Source organism: Mycobacterium sp. SMC-4 (genome assembly GCF_025263265.1).
Classification (GTDB): Bacteria; Actinomycetota; Actinomycetes; order Mycobacteriales; family Mycobacteriaceae; genus Mycobacterium.
This window is the reverse complement of record NZ_CP079869.1, coordinates 1,330,679-1,347,931: the sequence shown is the minus strand read 5'-3', so window position 1 is coordinate 1,347,931 and position 17,253 is coordinate 1,330,679. Positions and strand designations below refer to the sequence as shown.

The following is a 17,253-nucleotide window of genomic DNA, read 5'->3' as shown; positions in this document are numbered from 1 at the left end:
TAGAACACTATTTGTACCTTTGCGATATGGTTGCCTGGTGACGGGCGCGTTGTCTCACCTCCGGGTGTGTGACCTCAGTGGGCAGTTGGCCGGCGCGGGCGCGACGAAAATCCTGGCGGCATTCGGCGCCCAGGTGATCCGGGTCGAGGATCCGGTCACCCGCGGCCTCTGGGATGCGCTGCGCGGCGTCGGGCCCTACGTCGACAAACGCCGAGGGGTAGATCTCGGCGCCGGCTTCAACAACCACAATGTCGGAAAGTACGGTGTGACCCTCAACCTGCGTGTCGACGAGGGCAAAGAGCTGCTGCGCGAACTCATCTCGGTCAGCGACGTGGTGTGTGAGAACTTCGCCGCGGGAGTGATGGAGCATCGCGGTTTCGGCTACGACGAGCTGCAGCGGATCAAGCCCGACATCGTCTACGTCTCCAACTGCGGGTTCGGTCACACCGGGCCTTACCGCGAGTTCAAGACCTGGGGCCCGATCGTGCAGGGCGTCAGCGGGCTGACGTTCACCTCCGGCCTTCCCGACGAAGAGCCGGCCGGGTGGGGTTTCTCCTACATGGACCACGGATCGGCCTTCTACATGACGGTGGCCATCATGGCCGCCGTGCACCACCGCGACCGCACCGGGCAGGGACAACATGTGGACCTGGCGACGGTCCCCGCCGGTATGGCGATGTTGCCCACCGAGATCCTCGACTGGACCGTCAATCGACGGCCGACCCGGGCAGGCGGTAATCGCGCCGACTTCGGGGAGTTCGCACCCCATGGCATCTACCCCTGCCTCGGCGAGGATCGGTGGGTTGCGCTGTGCTGCCGCGACGACCGCGAACTCGCCTTGCTGGCCAAGGTGCTCGACGAGGCCACGTTGACATCGGACCGATTCGCCACCCTGCCCAAGCGGCTGGCCGCCGTCGACGAACTCGACGACATCATCAGCGCCTGCACCGCGACCCGTGAGGCCGCGGCACTGGCCGCGGACCTCATCGGAGAGGGGGTCCCGGCCAGCGTGGTCAAGAGCCCGCCCGAGCGGATCGACCAGGATCCTGATCTCACGCGAATGGGGCTGTTTCCCACCGTGACTCACCCCAGGATCGGGCCGGTCCGGGTGGAGGGCATACCGTTGACCTTCTCGGCGACACCATGGCAGATCGAGCGCAGCGCGCCGATGCTGGGCCAGCACAACCGTGAGATCCTCGGCGGACTGCTCGGACATGACGACGACACCATCGAGGACTGGGCGAAGCGGGGTGTGATCTGAGCACGTTGGCCGGCCTGCGGGTCATCGAGATCGTCGACCAGTTCACCCCGGTGGCCGGTCGGACACTGGCCGAGCTGGGCGCCGATGTCATCGTCGTGGAACCGCCACAGGGCTGCGCACACCGACGCCGGCCGCCCTTCGTCGACGACGAACCCGGCGTCGATCGCAGCTTGCGATGGTTCGGATTGAGCGCCGGAAAGCGCAGTGTGACACTTGATCTCGACTCCGACGAAGGTATCGGGAACCTCCGCCGGCTCCTCTCCGGTGCGGATATCGTGCTCGCCGGAGGCGATCGGGTGGCCGGCGGCGCCCTCACTTACGAGCAGTGTGCGCGCACCGACCCGGGCCTGGTCTGGGTGTCGGTCACCCCGTTCGGCCTCAACAGCGTCCGCGCCGACGACCCGGTCACCGACCTGACGCTGCTGGCCGGAGCCGGGCCGCTGTGGAATTGCGGCTACGACGATCACACCATCCCACCCATTCGTGGCGCCGGGGATCAGTCGGCCAACATCGGCGGCATGTACGCCGCACTCGGTGCGCTCATCGCGCTCTCGCACCGCGATCACACCGGTTCCGGGCAGCTCGTCGACGTCAACGTCACCGCGGCGTGCAACGTAACCTGCGAGCAGACGACCTATTACTGGCTGGTCAAGAACATGATCTGTACGCGCCAGACCGGACGGCACGCCGGCCCGGTGCCGAGCGCGCCGGTGCAGGTGCGCTGCGCTGACGGGCACTACGCGACCACCGGAGTGCTGCCGCGCAAGCCCGAAGAGTTCGCCGGCCTGCGCGCATGGCTCGGTGACCTGGATCTGGTCGAGGAACTGCCCGAAGCCGTTTTCCTGGAGATGGCCGCCGAGCGCGAGGAGGCCGTCGACCTTGCCGCGATCGGCGAAGAGGACGAGACGACGGCCATCGTCAGTGCGGCCCGCGAAGCCATCCGGCTGATCGCTTCGCGATTGCCGGCCAAGGAATTCTTCGTCGAAAGTCAGCAGCGGGGCTTTCCGGCCGGGGCCATCCTCGCCCCACACGAGGCTTTCGAGGACGAGCACACCGTGGCCCGCGGTATGCAGGTACCGATGGAGCACCCCGACCTGGGCCGCACCGTCGTCTACCCCGGAGCGCCCTATCTGTTCGGCGCCGGCCCCGCCGGACCGACACGGCCCGCACCCCGGCTGGGTGAACACAACGCGCTGCTCGACGACCTGGCGCCGTGATGTCCGGACACCGCCTGACCCACATCGGGGTCTGTGTGCGCGACATCGAGCGTGCCACCGAATTCTACTGTTCAGCGCTGGGCTTCGAGAAGATCGGCGAGATGCACGTCGCCGACGACGCGACCGCGCGTCTGCTCGACGTCGACGATCTGATCCTGGATCTGGTGTATCTGCACCGCGACGGCTTCCGACTCGAGCTGATCGGTTACACCCGGCCCGCCGTGATCGGCGACACCGACCCACGCGCGATGAACGCGCTCGGCTTCACCCACTTGTCCTTCCGGGTAGATGACATCGACTCGCTGGCCGCAGCCGTGGTCGAGCACGGGGGTCGGCTGCTGGAACCGCGCACCGTCCGCTTCGGCCCGAACCGGGCCATGATGCTGACCGACCCCGACGGGAACCTGCTCGAATTCATCGAGCGCACCCGCTCGGAGGACTAGTCAACTAGTCAGATATCGTCCGATTGTTTCATCCGGTGATAAGGTTTAGCGGTGCCCACCACCAGTGAGCTGATGTACTCGCCGTTCTCCAAGGCGGTCTTCGACGATCCCTACCCGGTGTACCGGCGTCTGCGCAACGAAGCACCCGTCTATCGGGATCCCGACCAGCGATGGTGGGTGCTGTCCCGCTTCGACGATGTCGCGGGTGCGCTCCGTGATTGGGAGACATTTTCCTCGAAACTCGGTCCCGCACCGGAGAATCCGGACGACGATGGCCGCAAGTACTCGGTGATCTCGATGGACCCGCCCCGCCACGACCGCATCCGAGGCGTCCTGAAGGGATTCTTCACCCCACGCGCTGTCGCCGCGATGGAGAGCGCACTGCAGGCGACCGTCGACCGCCACCTCGACCGGCTTCAGGCCGGAACCACCATCGATGCGATGGAGGCCTTTGCGTTTCCGGTGCCGACCGATGTCATCGGCGACCTGCTCGGCGTGCCACAGGCCGACCGCGAACAGTTGCGCGTCTGGTGGGAGGCGTTCCTGACCCGCAACGAAGGTGAGGTCGCGATGCCGGCCAGCGCCATCGAGGCCAACCGCAAGATCAGCGCCTACATCGGCGAGCTCATCGAGGAGCGCCGCGCGACGCCCGGTGACGATCTGATCAGCATCGTTCTGCAGGCCACGTTCCACGACCCAGAAGTCGCGCAGGATCGGGCGCTGACACCGCACGAGGTGCTGATGTTCTGCAATCTGCTCTCGGCCGCGGGCTCGGAGACCACTCAGAAGCTGATCTCCAACGGATTGGTCGCCATGCACGACCATCCCGATCAATGGCAACGCATCGTCGACGACCACAGCCTGATCCCCACCGCGGTGAACGAGGCGCTGCGCTACGACACTCCGAGCCACTGGGTGGCGCGCACCCTGACCCGCCCGGTCACCTTGCACGACGTCACGATGGACGCCGGCGACTGGGTCCTGCTGCTGCTGGGCAGCGCCAACCGCGACGAGCGTCGCTACGAGAATCCCGATCGCTTCCTGCTGGATCGTCCGCGCGGCACAGACGTGTACTTCGGCTGGGGAATCCACATCTGCCTCGGACAGTGGCTGGCCCGCCGCGAAGCCCAGATGGTGTTCGAGCACATCGCCCGCAGATTCCCGCGGTACACCATCGGGTCCCACGAACGAACTCTGACGGCGACCGTGCGCGGCTACACCAGCGTCGAGATGACGCTCCGCTGAGGCGGCCCGGTCAGCCGAACACCCCCGGCGACTTCGCGTAGTCGACCGTCGACAGCTCGGTCATCCCGCCGTCGACGTGCAACACCGTTCCCGTCACGAACGCGGAATCATCGCAAGCCAAAAACGCCACCGCCGGCGCGATCTCGGTCTCGGGGTCGGCACCGCGCTTCATCGGTGACGCCTCGGCGGTCCTGGTGTAGTTGTCCCACTCGGTGCCGATCATGTCGCGTTGGACGTCGGTCAACGCGAACGGGCACAGCGCGTTGACCCGAATACCGTGGGCGGCCCACTCGTTGGCCGCCACCTTGGTCAACGCGCCGATGGCCCCCTTGGCTGCGGAGTACGGGCCGGTGTAGGCGATCCCGGCCAACGCCGAACCCGACACGAAGTTGATCACCGAGGCCCGGCCGGCCGCCTTGAGATACGGATGCGCGAGCTGCATGAAGCGGAAGGTCGCCTTCGGACCGGTCGCCTCGGAGAGTTCCCAGTCCTTGTCGCTGACCAGTTCGAGCGCCTTTGGCATCGCGAAGTACTGCGCGGCGTTGACCAGCACATGCAGCCGCCCGTCGGCTGCCGACGCCTCGACGGCACTGGCGATGTCTTCGCGCTTGGCCACGTTGGCCCGCACGAATCGAGCGACCCCGCCGTCCTTCTCGATCAGCGCGACGCATTCGGCGGCCTTCTCCTCGTTGAGGTCGACAATGGTGACAGCAGCCCCCTCGGCCGCCAACCGACGGCTGATGGCCCGCCCGAGTCCCTGAGCGCCGCCGGTCACCAGGGCGTTGCGATCGTCGAGGCGTGCCATGATTCCTCCTGAGTGATGTAACAATTGAACAATTATCGTTCTATCATCCAATATTGTGACAGAGCTTTCATCGTGGGATCGCAGAAGGGGTGGCCGATGCGCGTCGAGGTGATTCGCGATCTCTGCGAGTCGAATGCCGTGTGCGTCGGCCTGGCCGCCGACGTCTTCGCACTCGACGACGCAGACCTGGCGGTGGTCATCGCCGATCCGATACCGGCCGACCACCAGGATGCGGTTCGGCAGGCGGTTTCGCTGTGCCCCAAGGTGGCGCTGACCCTGCACGAGGACGGTTAGGCGCCCGGCCATGCACATCGGGTTGACGACCGAACAGGAACTGCTGCGCGACACGGTGGCGCGACTGGCCGAGTCCATGGCCACCGCCACACCGGACGACATCGCCTCCGGAGACCGCCTCGATAGGCAATGGCAGCGCGTCACCGAGCTCGGCCTGCCCGCGCTGCGTGCTCCCGAGGTCTTCGGCCTGGAGCCCAGTGGTGTCGAAACCGCCGTGGCACTGGAGGAACTCGCGCGCACACTGACCGCGGTGCCCGCACTCGGACAGGCGGTCGTGTCCATCGAACTGCTGCACGCTGCCGGCGCCGAGAAGGAGGTCGAGCTGGTCGCCGACGGCACGATGCGACCGGCGCCCGTGCTCGCGTCGGATCTGGCCGACTTCGCGGGCTGCGGCCGATCCGGTATCGCGCTCGATGCCGCCGGGGCGACCCACGCGCTGTTCGCCGTCTCCGCCGGCCACAACCGCACGATTCGGATTGCACCGCTGGAAGGCAGCGCCGGTGACAGCGGCCTGGACCTCACCCGCGCGATGCGCGCGGTCAGCGTCGCCGGTGACGCGGAGACCGCGACACCGGTGGGCAACCCGATCGATGCCGACCGGTGGGCCCGGGTACAGGCCCTGGCGCTGACCGCCGTGGCCGCCGACCTCCTCGGGGTGATGCAGGGTGCACTCGACGATGCGGTGCGTTACGCAGGCGAGCGCGTCCAGTTCGGTGTGCCGATCGGCAGCTTCCAAGCCATCCAACACCTGCTCGCCGATTCGTTGATCCGGGTGGAAGGCTCGCGCAGCTGTGTGTGGCACGCCGCCTGGGCGGTCGACCACCTGCCACCCGACCAAGCCCTGCTGGCTGCGCGGACGGCCAAGGCCTACACCTCGGCTGCGGGACGCGAGGTGGTGGAGACCTCGATGCAGGTGCTCGGCGGGATCTCGATCACCTGGGAGCACCTGGCGCATCTGCGTCTGCGCCGAATGCTGCTGGGGCGAAGACTTTTCGGAGACGAGTCCGCACACTATCCGGCCATCGCCGACATGCGCTTGACCGACCCGGCATTGACCTAGCGAGGATCATGGACTTCACCGACACCACTGAAGAAGCCGAGTTCCGCGACCGGTTACGAACCTGGTTCGACGAGCATGCCGCCGACGCGGAGGTACCCGACGACCCGGGCGCCCGAGCCGACGCCGCCAATGCGTGGCACCGCACGCTCTACGACGCCGGCTACATCGGATTGTCGTTGCCCCGGGAGTACGGCGGCCACGGCCTGTCGCCGATCTACGAGGCGATCCTCAACGACGAGCTCGGCCGTGCCGGCGCTCCGCCGATCGAGGGTGTCGGGCATCTGTCGAATGCGTTGCGACTGTTCGGTTCCGAGCAGCAGCGCGCTGACCTGTTGCCGGGTCTGCTGTCGGGTGCGGTGCGCTGGTGCCAGGGCTTCAGCGAACCGGAGGCCGGGTCAGATCTGGCCAGCCTCAGAACCAGAGCCGATGCTGTCGAGGTCGACGGCCGGCAGGCGTTCCGGGTCAACGGACGAAAGATCTGGACCAGTTTCGCCGCGGTGGCCGATTGGTGCTTCCTGCTGTGCCGCACCGAACCCGACGCCCCGAAACACCAGGGGATCTCGGTGCTGCTGGTGCCGATGTCGACGCCGGGTATCGAGGTGTCCCCGATCGTCAACGCTGCGCGCAACCGCGAGTTCGCCGAGGTGACCTTCACCGATGTCGAGGTGCCGGCGACGAACCTGCTCGGTGAGCGGGGGCAGGGCTGGTCGATTGCCAACCAGCTGCTGGCCTACGAGCGAGGGCCCAGTGACATCAACTGGATCAGCCGGCTGGCCGTCCAGCTGCGGGCATTGGAAGCCGACGTCCGCTCCGGAATCCTGCCGGACACCCCGTCGGCGCGCCAACGCCTCGGTGAGGCCTACTGCGAGCTGCGCGCCTTGCAGATCAAGGTGCAGCGGTCGCTGACCGAGCGCGTCGGCGGCGCGCTGCCGGGCGCCGAGGGCTCGGTCGACAAGCTGCTCATGGCCCGAGCAGATCAGACCTTCGGCCACACGATGATGGATCTGCGCGGCAGTGCACCGGTGCTCGCCGAGGGGCTGGAGTGGGATCTGTACGTGTGGTCGCGGGCTGCGGGGATCTACGGCGGGACGGCGCAGGTCCAGCGCAATATCGTGGCTCAGCGCGTGCTTGGCCTACCCAGGGCGGGTGCTCACCGCTCCCGGTAGTGCGCCAGCGCCTCCTGCATGCCCGCCAGCCGGCGTTCGAGCTGTTCGTCGCCCTGCCCGGCGGCGATCAGTTTGCTCACCTCTGCTATCTCGGCTTCCAGCCGCCCGGCAGCTTCGCTGCGCGTCAGCAGGTCCTGGTCCGCCCAGTCATCCCGCGGGATGCGATCGCTCGGATTCATGTTCGCCCTTCCTCGCCGGCCGCGCTATAGTCAAATGAGCATTCAGTGTTCAATTGTTTTGTTCACTGCTGAGCCTAACAGCAGACTCCAGAGAAGGATCGACGATGCCGCTGCAACCCTCGATGAAGCTTCTGTCCGTCGACGACCATCTGATCGAACCGCCGCATGTGTGGACCGACCGCCTCCCCAAAAAGTACCGGGAGGACGGCCCCCGCATCGTCGAGTTTCCCCGCGAGGGCAAACCGCCGATGCACCAATGGGTGTACGAAGGACGGGCTTATCCCAACATCGGCCTCAACGCCGTCGCCGGAAAGTCCCCCGAGGAGTTCGGCGTCGACCCGGTGCGCTACGACGACATGATCCCCGGCTGCTATGACCCCAAGGCCCGGTTGGCCGACATGGACATCGACGGCGTGCACGCCATGCTGTGCTTCCCGTCCTTCCCGCGGTTCTGCGGCACGGTGTTCCTGGAGGGCACGGACAAGGACCTCGCGCTGCTCGGCGTGCAGGCATGGAACGACTTCTCGCTCGACGAATGGTGCGCCACCGACCCGGCGCGCTTCATCCCGATGATGATCAGCCCGCTGTGGGACACCTCGCTGATGGTCGCCGAGATCGAGCGCAACGCAGCCAAGGGGTGCCGTGCGGTCGGCCTGCCCGACAACCCGATGAACCTCGGGCTGCCGAGCTTCCACACCCCGCACTGGGATCCGGTGTGGTCGGCGCTGGAAGAGACCAACATGACCGCGGTGATGCACTTCGGGTCCGGCGGGTTGCCGCCGTCGACGGCTCCCGAGGCGCCGTTCGCGGTCATGGTCACCTTGATGGGGACGACGTCGATGGCCGCGGCCATCGAACTGGTTTTCTCCCCGGTGTTCCACAAGCACCCGAATTTGAAGGTCGCCTTCTCCGAGGGCGGCATCGGCTGGATGCCCTACCTCATCGAGCGAGCCGACTACGTGTGGCGCAAGCACAAGTACTACCAGAACATTCATCCAACGATCGCCCCGTCGGAACTGTTCAAGCGCAACATCACCGGCTGCTTCATCGAGGACGAGGTCGGCGTCTCGCTGCGTCACCAGATCGGCATCGACAACATCACCTGGGAGTGTGACTACCCGCATTCGGACTCGTTCTGGCCCAACAGTCGCGCCCGAGCCGAGGAGATGCTGGCCACGGTGCCCGATGACGAGGCCGCCAAGATCGTCGAGCTCAATGCCCGGCGCTGGTACGCCTTCCCCGAGGAGGGGTTCAAGGCCACCACCGCCGACAGCGGGTGGCGTCCCAACAATGGTGAGCCGCCGGAGTACGACTATGACGCTGTGATGTCCGATCACGGCGGTGTGGGCTACGGCGCCTTCATCGAGAACCTCGCCAACCAGATGGCGAACAAGGAAAAGAAGGACTAGGCCCGCCAACTTCCTACGCCAGCCCTCGCCGAGCGTGCACTCACGGCGGCCACTCTCGCCGAGCGTGCACCCAGGGCGGAAAAACACGCCCCAGACCGCCCTCAGTTCACGCTCGGCGACGCCACCTCAGGCTCGGAGGCCAAGGACAGCGCGCGACGTTCCTGAGACTGCCGCCGCCGGACACTAGCTGCAGGGCGCCGCGATATCCGTCGCGGTGTCGCGACCTCGGAGAACCTGTGACTCGACGAAGCGCCAACGAGCCGCCTCGTCGGCTTCCGCCCGTTCCAGTACTGAACGTGACGCGGAGACGCCACCTCTGCTTTTCGCGTATTCGGAGAGCCGTGCCGCCTCGTTGACCGGGTCGCCGATCACGGTGTACTCGTAGCGGCGCGGATCACCGATGTTGCCGGCCACCACGGTTCCGGCGGACACGCCGATACCGGCCGCCAAGCGCAGCGAACCCGATGAGATCGCTGCGCAGAGCTGCCGCGCGGCCGCCAGTGCCGAACCGGCGTGGTCCGGGATGGGCAGTGGTGCACCGAATATCGCCAGCGCAGCATCGCCTTCGAACTTGTTGACCCAGCCGTGGTGGCGTTCGACGATATCCACCACCATGGCGAAGAAGCGGTTGAGCACCGCCACGAGCTCCTCCGGGGTCATGTCCAGTGCCATCGTGGTCGACCCCACCAGGTCCACGAACACCACCGCAACATCGCAGTTGACCCCACCCAGCTGCGGCGACGGGGTCTGCTCGGCCATCCGTGCAACGTCACGTCCGACGTGCCGGCCGAACAGGTCGCGCAATCGCTCGCGTTCCCGCAACCCCTCTGCCATCGAGTTGAAACCGGCCTGCAGGAGCCCCAGTTCGGAGGCGTCGAACACCGGCACCACCACGTCGTAGCGCCCGTCGGCGATCAGGGACATCCCCCGGCGCACCTCATCGATCGGATCGGCGGTGGTGGCCGCGGTGAAGGCGGTGACGAACAGGCCGCTCAACACCGCGGCGCCGCCCAGTCCCAGGACCACCATGGCGAGGCGATCCCCGCTGTAGTCGACGACAAGCGAACTGACTGCGACGAACATCAGCATCAATAGCGGCACCCCGGTGCCCACCATCCAGGCGACCACCGCTCGTAGGCGAAGTCCGGGGCGCTCCCGGCGCACCGGAGGGTTACGCGTCAGCGCCGGGGCCACCTGCGGGCGCAGTACCCGCGTACACCACCAGTACGTCAGTGTGGCAGTGACGGTGGCACCCAACAGCGTCGAGACACCCAACGTCGTCGCGAGCCAGGGTCGCCGAAAATTGACCAGGACCAACACTGCCGCGGCGACCGTCCATACCGTCGCACTGATCGCGGTCAGGCGAGCGGGGATCTTCATCAGGACGGCATGCCGCGACGCCGTATTCGACGCCGCCGGCGCACTGGTCCACCACAATCCGAGGACGCAGGCCGGAGGTATCGAAAGCGCCGAGTAGACGAGGGCGGCAACGATGTTGGTACGCAACACCGACGGATCTCCCAGCGCCCCCGCGGTCGGCAGACCCAGCGAGGCCATGACACCGATGACCGCTGCGCCGCAGATGCTCGGCATCAGAGTTCCCAGTGCGAGCGCCGCCCGCGTACCGGCGGGCCGCACTGCGGATTCCCTGCCGAACAGGCTCACTGCGGTATGTCGAGTGCTGATCGCCAGTTGTCCACGGCAAGCAGACGGCCCGACGACGCGAGGGTGAGATAGAGCGTTGACTCGTCGGCATTGAGGGTCATGTTGGTGGTCATCGGATCGTCGAGAGGCAACGCCCCGAGCAGATCCCCTGCGGCCGAAAAGGCGGTCACCCCTCCGGCGCCCAGCGTCGCCACCAGGATGGTGCCGTCAGCGGCGACACAGAGGCCGTCTGCTCCTCCGATGTTCAACGGCCCTCCGCTGGGAACGGTCGCCAGACCGCGGCCGGTGGCGACCCGGCCGGGCCCCGTCATCGAGAACTCCCACACCCTGCGCGTGCGCGTCTCAGCCACGTACACCAGATCGCCCTCTGGTGACAGCGCAACGCCGTTGGGCATTTCGAGTGGGTACACGATCTCCTCCAGACGGCCGTCCGGCGTGCCGTACAAGAGTCCCGTCATGGTGCGACTCCGGCCGTGGGTGGTACCGCCGTCCGTGACGTAGAACCCCCCGCAGGCATCGGCGCACACGTCGCTGGGCCGGACCAGTGGCAGCGTCGTGCCGTCGCGGGCAGTGAAGTCGAGTGCCAGCGTGCGGACCTCGCCACCAGGATCGACCAGCTGCAGTTGCGGCGGCACAGGTCGGGTGGGCGCACCCATGGGCCGGAAGATCTGCGCGCACCCCGGGAAGTCGTAGGGCCAGGGCCCTCGCCCGAATCGGGCCCCGCCGTTCTGGCACACCACCATGCGGCCGTCGGCAAGCAAAGCCACGCCGTTCGGGCCGCCGCCGACCTCGGCCACCGTTTCGGTTCTGCCGTCCGGACGCACCCGGGTGATGCGGCCCGCAGCCATCTCCGACAGCAGCACCGAACCGTCCGAAACGGCGATCGGACTTTCGGGAAAGGCCAAACCAGCTGTGATAGAACGTATATCAGTCATCGCGAAGATCCTGCCACCAGGCCGAGAAGGTGGGGTCAGCCAACGGTAGGTCACCGACACCGACCTGGCTCTGCGGCCAGCGGGCGGCAGGCTGCTCCAGGGGCGAGCTCTCGTGGGCGACTCCATACCAAAGTCGATGGCGGCGCCGGGTGAACAGCCAGCGCCCGTCGATGCGCTCGTAGTGATCGTCGTATCTGATCAGTTGATCGAGAAAGCCGCCCGCCCGCGTCTGGGCATAGCAGTGCGCCCACACCTGGCCGGTGGCGTGGGTGTCGTCGCGGAGTTCGATGTAATGGTTGGCGACCAGGATGACCGCGAAGAGGCTGTCATCGAGGCTCTGGGCCATCAGCGCACGCAGCGCTTGCGGTCCGTCTCCGTGCTCGCCGAATCGTGCTGCAGGCGAATATAACTCGACCATCATCTCGATGTCACGAGACTCGATGGCCGCCGCATACCGGATGGCAAGAGTGCGGATCTCCTCGCGCGCGAGCAGCGCGGCCACGTCTGCGCCGGAGGGAACGTTCATCTCAGCCCGTCACGACGATGTCCTGGCCGGTGACCGCGGATGCGGCATCAGAGGCCAACCACATCGACACCTCGGCGATCTCGTCCGGCTGCACCAACCTGCCAAGCTTGTTCAGGCCCGCCAGGCGCCGGCGCAGCTCACCGGCGTCCAAACCCTCTTCCCGGGACCGGCGGGCCACGTAGGTGTCGAACAGTTCGCCGGCCACACTGCCCACCACCAACGTGTTGACCCGAACCCCCGTGCGTCCCACCTCCACGGCCAGCGTCTGGGCCAGCGCAGTCAGGGCGAGCTTGGCTGCGGCGTAGTGCGCCTTGCGCGGCTGCACGACACGTGCCGCACTCGATGACACGAACTGCACATTGCCGCTGCCTGCCGGAATCATCGCCCGCGAGAGTGCTTCTCGGGTCAGCACCACCGGCGCGATGAGGTTGGTGGTCAGGACGTTCTGCCAGTTCTCGACGGTGGCTTCGCTGACCGGCTCATCGGCGCCCGGGACGGCGGCATTGTTGACGAGGACATCCAGCCTCGACCATCGACGCACAACGGCGGAGATGACGTCGACGCACTGGGCCTCGTCGCGGATGTCGGCGACGTGCACCGAGCAGGAACCGCCCTCCTCGGTGATCACGCCGGCGGTCACCGCGAGTTCGTCAGGACGTCGCGCGACCAGCGCGACGCCGGCGCCCGACCTCGCGTAGCGGCGTGCCAGCACCCGCCCGATCCCCCCACTGGCCCCGGTGATCACGACCACCTGACCGGAGAACTCGATGCCCACCGCCGCTCATCCGTCCAGGAGCATTTTCGCCATCGGGGTGCCGGCGGGGAACACCTCGGTGATTCCGGCACTCAAGTAGCCCGAATCGGTCACCATGGTGATTCCGTTGACCACCGCGGCGGCGTCGCTGCACAGAAACAGCAGCGGAAAGGCCTGTTCCATCGGGGTGGCGGCGTTCACACCCACCGCGGCGCGGTAGTCGGCGCCGAAATCAAGCCAGAGTTCCGCATTCGCCTGGGCCAACGGGGTGTCGGTGGGTCCGGGGCAGATCGCGTTGATGCGGATGCCCTCCGACATCAGAGCCATGGCCTCCCGCGCCACATACGCGCACACCGCTTGCTTGGTGAACATGTAATGGGCGCAGCCGTTGTCGACCGCCCAGGCAGCCGCGGCATCGAAGTCCGCGATGTCGAGGAACTCGTTGAGCTGCACCATGTTCGAACGCCAGGCCAGCCCGGCCGCCGACGATATGAACCCGATCGCCGAGCCTCGCGGCAGCATGGCGTTACCTCGTAGTAGATCGATGAGATAGCGGTGGCCGATGAAGTTGATCCGCTCGATCCCGGGACCGTCGGCGACACCCGCGCACGCGAACAATGCGTCCACGGTGCCACCGCATTCGGCGACCGCGGCATCGATGCCGGCCTTGTCGGCCAGGTTCAAAGCGATGGCCGTGACGCCCGGCAGATCACAGGGTGCGTAGTCCATCACCACGACCTCCGCGCCGGCGTCGAGCGCCAACCGTGCGGTGGCGTTGCCCATCCCGGTGGCGCCACCGACGACAAGCACTCGCTTGCCCTGGTAGGAAAATGCGTCGAACAAACTCAAGGCGTCTCCTGGAGCAACTGACGAGGCCCGCATGGCCTCGCTATTCTTACAAGGGTACACATAGTGTTCTAGTGTTTAGCCATTTCAGTTTATGGTTGTCCGGTGACCGGAGCCGTGGAAGACGCCGTCATCGAAGACTGGATCACCGCCAACATCGGTCCGGTGCGCAGCATCGAACGCCAACAGCGTTGGCGACCAGCCTGGTTCGTGACGGCCTCTCGTGACGGTCAGGAAATGCGCCTCTATGTGCGGGGCGATCGTGAGGGATTCGGCTTCGCGACTGTGTCAGCCGAGGCCACGGTTCTGCGTGTGATGGAAGCGCACGGTATCCCGGTCCCGAGCATCCACGGTGAGATCCCCGAAGCGTCAGCGGTCGTGATGGATTGGCTACCCGGGGATCCCAACCCGTGCAGGGCCACCGAGGACCGGCAGATCGACGCTGTGATGGACGACTACGTCGATGCGCTTGTCTGTGCCCACGGCATCGATCCGACGGCATTTGCCGCCGCGGGCCTGCAGATCCCTACCAGCCCCGACGACGTCGCGCTCGGTTACTTCGAGACGTTTGTGTCGCGCTACCGAGACTTCAAGCAGCGCCCGGAACCCCTGCTGGAGTTCGCTATCGGCTGGCTGCGGCGCCACGTGCCGGCGCACCGGTCCACCCCGCGTTTCGTGTTGGGCGACACCGGGCAGTTCATGTACGCCGACGACCGGATCACCGGTCTGATCGATGTCGAGCTCGCCCACATCGGCGACGTCTTCCACGATCTCGCGGGCCTTCGGTTACGCAACGTGACCGAGCCGATGGGCGACTTGGGTCGGCTGCTGCGGCGCTACGAACTGCGCTCAGGGATACCCCTGGACCGGGCGGCGATCGAATTCCACACCGCCAAGTTCGCGCTGTGCACCCCGCTGGGGGTCGCGCTGCTCCTGCATCTGGACCTGCCGTTGACCGACATCGTTCAGTACATCGAATGGTTCCACCTGCTCTCGCTGCACACGATCGAATCCATCGCCCGACAGGCCGACGTCGCGTTGTCGACGGTGTCGCTGCCTGATCCCCTACCGACGTCCTATCCCGGGGCCATCGCCGGTCTGCCGGCCATGATCGAGTCGCTGGAAGTGACCCCCGGCATCGCCGAATACCAGCGCACGAGTGTCGCGACCGTCGCCCGGTTGACCCATCGGGTCAACACCTACGCTCACGCCGTCGACGCCGCCGACCTCGATGACATCGCAGAACTGCTCGGGTCACGTCCTGCCGACCGGGTTTCCGGTGACGCCGCACTGGAGCGCTTCGTGCTGGCGGCAGATCCCGGACAGGACGCCGCACTGATCGATCTGCTGCATCGCCGGGTGATGCGTCAACTCTTGCTCATCGAACCGCTGCTGACCGGAGGGCGAATCGGGCACGTCACGCCCTTGAGCGACGTGCTCAGCGGCCCCTGAACACAGGGTCTCGCTTCTCGGTGAACGCGGCCACACCTTCGGCGACGTCGTCGGTACCCGCGACCTGTTCGACGAGCAGCGCCTCGGTGTGGAAGGCGGCTGCCCTGTCCACATCGAGGGCCTGGTTGAGCATCGCCTTGGCGGCAGCGATGGCCCGTGTCGGTCCGCCCGCCAGACGTTGCGCCCATTCGGTGGTCAATGCCTCCAGCTCGCGGTGGTCGCCGACGAGTTCGTTGACCAGACCGATGCGATGCGCCTCCGGCGCCGACAGTTCCTCACCGAAGAGGATCAATCGCTTGGCAACGTTGAACGGCACCTTACGGGTGAGCAGGTAGGCCGCTCCGCCGTCGGGTGCCAGGCCACGACGAACGAACAGTTCGATCAGGCGGGCACTTTCGACGGCGATGATCAGGTCACAGGCCAGCACCATGCTGGCACCGACACCGGCCGCGACCCCATTGAGTGCGCAGATCACCGGTTTGTCGCAATCGAGAAGCGCAGCGACGACGGCCTGCGATCCGGTGCGCAGGATCCGTGCCGCGTCACCGGCAATCCGGTCCTGGCTAGGCCGCATGTTCGGGTCGCGCAGATTGGGCCCGGTGCAGAAGTGCCGCTCCCCGGCGGCGGTGAAGACCACGGCCCGGATCTGCGGATCACCGGACGCGGCGGCCAACTGGTCGATCAGGTCACGCTGAATGGCGCGGGTCACCGAGTTGCCGACCTCGGGCCGGTCCAGCACCAGCCAGCGCACCGCCCCCTCGGTGCGAACCGTCAGCCCGGTGCTCACAGGCTGATCGGCACGCTCGCCGGGCCGCGGACGGAGTTCGTGTGGACGTAGGACACGTTGCGCTCGTCGACCTCCCATTCCGGGAATCGCTTGAGCGTCTCCTCGAGCGCCACCCTGGCCTCCAGCCGGGCCAACGCCGCACCGAGGCAGAAGTGCGCGCCGTGCCCGAAACTGATGTGACGGATGCCCGTTCGGGTCACGTCAAAGGTGTCGGGGCGCTCGTATTGTCGTTCATCGCGCCCGGCCGACCCGGTCAGCAGCGCCACCTTCGACCCTGCCGGGATCGTGATGTCGTGATAGGTGGAATCGCGCAGGCTGAATCGGCCCTGTATCGGCGAAGGCGCGTCGTAGCGCAACAACTCCTCGACGGCACCGCCGATGAGGCCCGGGTTCTCGACCAGCGTGGCCCGCTGCTCGGGGTTACGGGCCAGCGTCAAGGCAGCCCACCCGAGCAGGCGCGCCACCGTTTCATTGCCGGCGACGTTGATCATCGCGATGAACACCAGCAACTCCCCGTCGTCCAACTGGCGTGGATCCGCTCCGGGTGCGACGAGGTCCGAAGCCATCAGGTCACCGACCACATCGGTGGTGCGATGCCCGCGACGCAGCGCGATCTGTTCGCGGTAGTAGGCGAACAACTGGGCCGAAGCCTCGTCTCCAGCCGCGGTGCGTTCGGGATTGCCTTCATCGCGGTGGACCTGCGCATCCGACCATTCGCGCAGATTGTCGTGATCCTCCTCGGGGAACCCGAGCAGAGAGCTGATCACCATGACGGGCAGCTTCGCCGAGAAGTCCTCGACGTAGTCGAATCCCCCGGACCCGACATGCCGATCCAGATAGCCCTGGCACAGTCGGCGCACGTGATCCTCGAGCTGGGCGATCCTGCTGCGAAAGAACGTGCGATTGACCATTTTCCGCATCGCGGTGTGATCAGGCGGGTCCATCATGATCATCGCTTTGGGCGGACCCCACGGATCCTCGGTGATCATGTCGAGGGTGATGCCGTGCTCGGAGGAAAAGGTCTCGGTGTCCAGCGATGCGGTCATGACGTCGTCGAACCGGCTCAGCGCGTAGAAGTCGTATTGGTCGTTGTAGTACACCGGCGCCTCGTCGCGCATACGCTTCCATACCGAGTAGGGCTCGGCGTGCAACGTGCGGTCGAACGGATCCCAGCGCAGGTCCATCGTCGTCATGTCACCATCCTCCTCG

General features: G+C 66.6%; 18 protein-coding genes. 9 read left to right on the top strand and 9 right to left on the bottom strand.

The features are described 5' to 3' along the window. Positions 1 to 37: 37 nt before the first annotated feature. The 4 genes from KXD98_RS06420 to KXD98_RS06405 are packed head-to-tail and all read left to right on the top strand — an operon-like array spanning position 38 to position 4,166. Complete coding sequence (locus KXD98_RS06420) at positions 38 to 1,261, top strand: CaiB/BaiF CoA-transferase family protein (RefSeq protein WP_260762558.1); 1,224 nt, start codon at positions 38 to 40, stop codon at positions 1,259 to 1,261. Between the two features lie 5 nt (positions 1,262 to 1,266). Continuing rightward, a complete protein-coding gene (locus KXD98_RS06415; RefSeq protein ID WP_260762556.1) occupies positions 1,267 to 2,478 on the top strand; it encodes a CoA transferase in 1,212 nt (403 codons plus the stop codon). After that, on the top strand, positions 2,478 to 2,921 hold the full coding sequence (locus KXD98_RS06410) for a VOC family protein (RefSeq protein ID WP_260762553.1): 444 nt from the start codon (positions 2,478 to 2,480) through the stop codon (positions 2,919 to 2,921). Before KXD98_RS06415 ends, KXD98_RS06410 begins: the two co-directional genes overlap by 1 nt. Positions 2,922 to 2,972: 51 nt before the next feature. Next, on the top strand, positions 2,973 to 4,166 hold the full coding sequence (locus tag KXD98_RS06405; protein WP_260762552.1) for a cytochrome P450: 1,194 nt from the start codon (positions 2,973 to 2,975) through the stop codon (positions 4,164 to 4,166). 10 nt (positions 4,167 to 4,176) lie between these two features. Here the strand turns inward: KXD98_RS06405 and KXD98_RS06400 are convergent, their stop codons facing one another. After that, positions 4,177 to 4,971 (bottom strand): SDR family NAD(P)-dependent oxidoreductase, encoded by a 795-nt coding sequence (locus KXD98_RS06400; RefSeq protein WP_260762550.1) that lies wholly within the window; start codon positions 4,969 to 4,971, stop codon positions 4,177 to 4,179. Positions 4,972 to 5,043: 72 nt separating this feature from the next. Here KXD98_RS06400 and KXD98_RS06395 point away from each other — a divergent pair, with 72 nt between their 5' ends. From KXD98_RS06395 to KXD98_RS06385, 3 genes are read left to right on the top strand one after another with little or no spacing between them, the layout of a single operon-like run. Then, the gene (locus KXD98_RS06395) at positions 5,044 to 5,265 is read left to right on the top strand and encodes a ferredoxin (protein ID WP_396882570.1); all 222 of its coding nucleotides are present in this window, start codon (positions 5,044 to 5,046) and stop codon (positions 5,263 to 5,265) included. A 10-nt stretch (positions 5,266 to 5,275) separates the two neighbouring features. Beyond that, positions 5,276 to 6,325, top strand: coding sequence for an acyl-CoA dehydrogenase family protein (locus KXD98_RS06390; protein ID WP_260762548.1), 1,050 nt, complete (start codon positions 5,276 to 5,278; stop codon positions 6,323 to 6,325). Positions 6,326 to 6,333: 8 nt separating this feature from the next. Continuing rightward, a complete protein-coding gene (locus tag KXD98_RS06385) occupies positions 6,334 to 7,491 on the top strand; it encodes an acyl-CoA dehydrogenase family protein (protein ID WP_260762546.1) in 1,158 nt (385 codons plus the stop codon). Here KXD98_RS06385 and KXD98_RS06380 read toward each other — a convergent pair. Beyond that, positions 7,476 to 7,670 carry a hypothetical protein gene (locus tag KXD98_RS06380; RefSeq protein ID WP_260762544.1) on the bottom strand — a complete coding sequence of 65 codons (195 nt, stop codon included), beginning with the start codon at positions 7,668 to 7,670 and terminating at the stop codon, positions 7,476 to 7,478. The two genes, KXD98_RS06385 and KXD98_RS06380, sit on opposite strands and share 16 nt — an antisense overlap. Positions 7,671 to 7,774: 104 nt before the next feature. Here KXD98_RS06380 and KXD98_RS06375 point away from each other — a divergent pair, with 104 nt between their 5' ends. Further along, a complete protein-coding gene (locus KXD98_RS06375) occupies positions 7,775 to 9,079 on the top strand; it encodes an amidohydrolase family protein (protein ID WP_260762542.1) in 1,305 nt (434 codons plus the stop codon). Between the two features lie 183 nt (positions 9,080 to 9,262). Here KXD98_RS06375 and KXD98_RS06370 read toward each other — a convergent pair whose 3' ends face one another. From KXD98_RS06370 to KXD98_RS06350, 5 genes are read right to left on the bottom strand one after another with little or no spacing between them, the layout of a single operon-like run. After that, on the bottom strand, positions 9,263 to 10,717 hold the full coding sequence (locus KXD98_RS06370; RefSeq protein ID WP_260762540.1) for an adenylate/guanylate cyclase domain-containing protein: 1,455 nt from the start codon (positions 10,715 to 10,717) through the stop codon (positions 9,263 to 9,265). A 23-nt stretch (positions 10,718 to 10,740) separates the two neighbouring features. Further along, entirely contained in the window at positions 10,741 to 11,649 is a 909-nt protein-coding gene (locus tag KXD98_RS06365; RefSeq protein WP_260762539.1) for an SMP-30/gluconolactonase/LRE family protein, read from the bottom strand. 22 nt (positions 11,650 to 11,671) lie between these two features. Next, positions 11,672 to 12,205, bottom strand: a complete 534-nt coding sequence (locus tag KXD98_RS06360) for a nuclear transport factor 2 family protein (protein ID WP_260762537.1) — start codon at positions 12,203 to 12,205, stop codon at positions 11,672 to 11,674. A 1-nt stretch (position 12,206) separates the two neighbouring features. Continuing rightward, entirely contained in the window at positions 12,207 to 12,980 is a 774-nt protein-coding gene (locus KXD98_RS06355; protein ID WP_260762534.1) for an SDR family NAD(P)-dependent oxidoreductase, read from the bottom strand. Positions 12,981 to 12,986: 6 nt separating this feature from the next. Then, on the bottom strand, positions 12,987 to 13,808 hold the full coding sequence (locus tag KXD98_RS06350; protein ID WP_260762532.1) for an SDR family oxidoreductase: 822 nt from the start codon (positions 13,806 to 13,808) through the stop codon (positions 12,987 to 12,989). Positions 13,809 to 13,910: 102 nt separating this feature from the next. On the opposite strand from KXD98_RS06350, the gene KXD98_RS06345 reads away from it, so the two are divergent. After that, positions 13,911 to 15,257 (top strand): phosphotransferase, encoded by a 1,347-nt coding sequence (locus tag KXD98_RS06345; protein ID WP_260762531.1) that lies wholly within the window; start codon positions 13,911 to 13,913, stop codon positions 15,255 to 15,257. Here KXD98_RS06345 and KXD98_RS06340 read toward each other — a convergent pair. Beyond that, a complete protein-coding gene (locus tag KXD98_RS06340; protein WP_260762529.1) occupies positions 15,244 to 16,044 on the bottom strand; it encodes an enoyl-CoA hydratase/isomerase family protein in 801 nt (266 codons plus the stop codon). The two genes, KXD98_RS06345 and KXD98_RS06340, sit on opposite strands and share 14 nt — an antisense overlap. Further along, a complete protein-coding gene (locus tag KXD98_RS06335) occupies positions 16,041 to 17,237 on the bottom strand; it encodes a cytochrome P450 (protein ID WP_260762528.1) in 1,197 nt (398 codons plus the stop codon). The genes KXD98_RS06340 and KXD98_RS06335 overlap by 4 nt, the downstream gene beginning before the upstream one ends. Positions 17,238 to 17,253: the final 16 nt, after the last annotated feature.

Coding starts and splice junctions, on each gene's coding strand:
- KXD98_RS06410 (WP_260762553.1), top strand. CDS start 2,478: ATGTCCGGACACCGCCTGACCCACATCGGGGTCTGTGTGCGCGACATC.
- KXD98_RS06400 (WP_260762550.1), bottom strand. CDS start 4,971: ATGGCACGCCTCGACGATCGCAACGCCCTGGTGACCGGCGGCGCTCAG.
- KXD98_RS06390 (WP_260762548.1), top strand. CDS start 5,276: ATGCACATCGGGTTGACGACCGAACAGGAACTGCTGCGCGACACGGTG.
- KXD98_RS06385 (WP_260762546.1), top strand. CDS start 6,334: ATGGACTTCACCGACACCACTGAAGAAGCCGAGTTCCGCGACCGGTTA.
- KXD98_RS06380 (WP_260762544.1), bottom strand. CDS start 7,670: ATGAATCCGAGCGATCGCATCCCGCGGGATGACTGGGCGGACCAGGAC.
- KXD98_RS06375 (WP_260762542.1), top strand. CDS start 7,775: ATGCCGCTGCAACCCTCGATGAAGCTTCTGTCCGTCGACGACCATCTG.
- KXD98_RS06360 (WP_260762537.1), bottom strand. CDS start 12,205: ATGAACGTTCCCTCCGGCGCAGACGTGGCCGCGCTGCTCGCGCGCGAG.
- KXD98_RS06335 (WP_260762528.1), bottom strand. CDS start 17,237: ATGACGACGATGGACCTGCGCTGGGATCCGTTCGACCGCACGTTGCAC.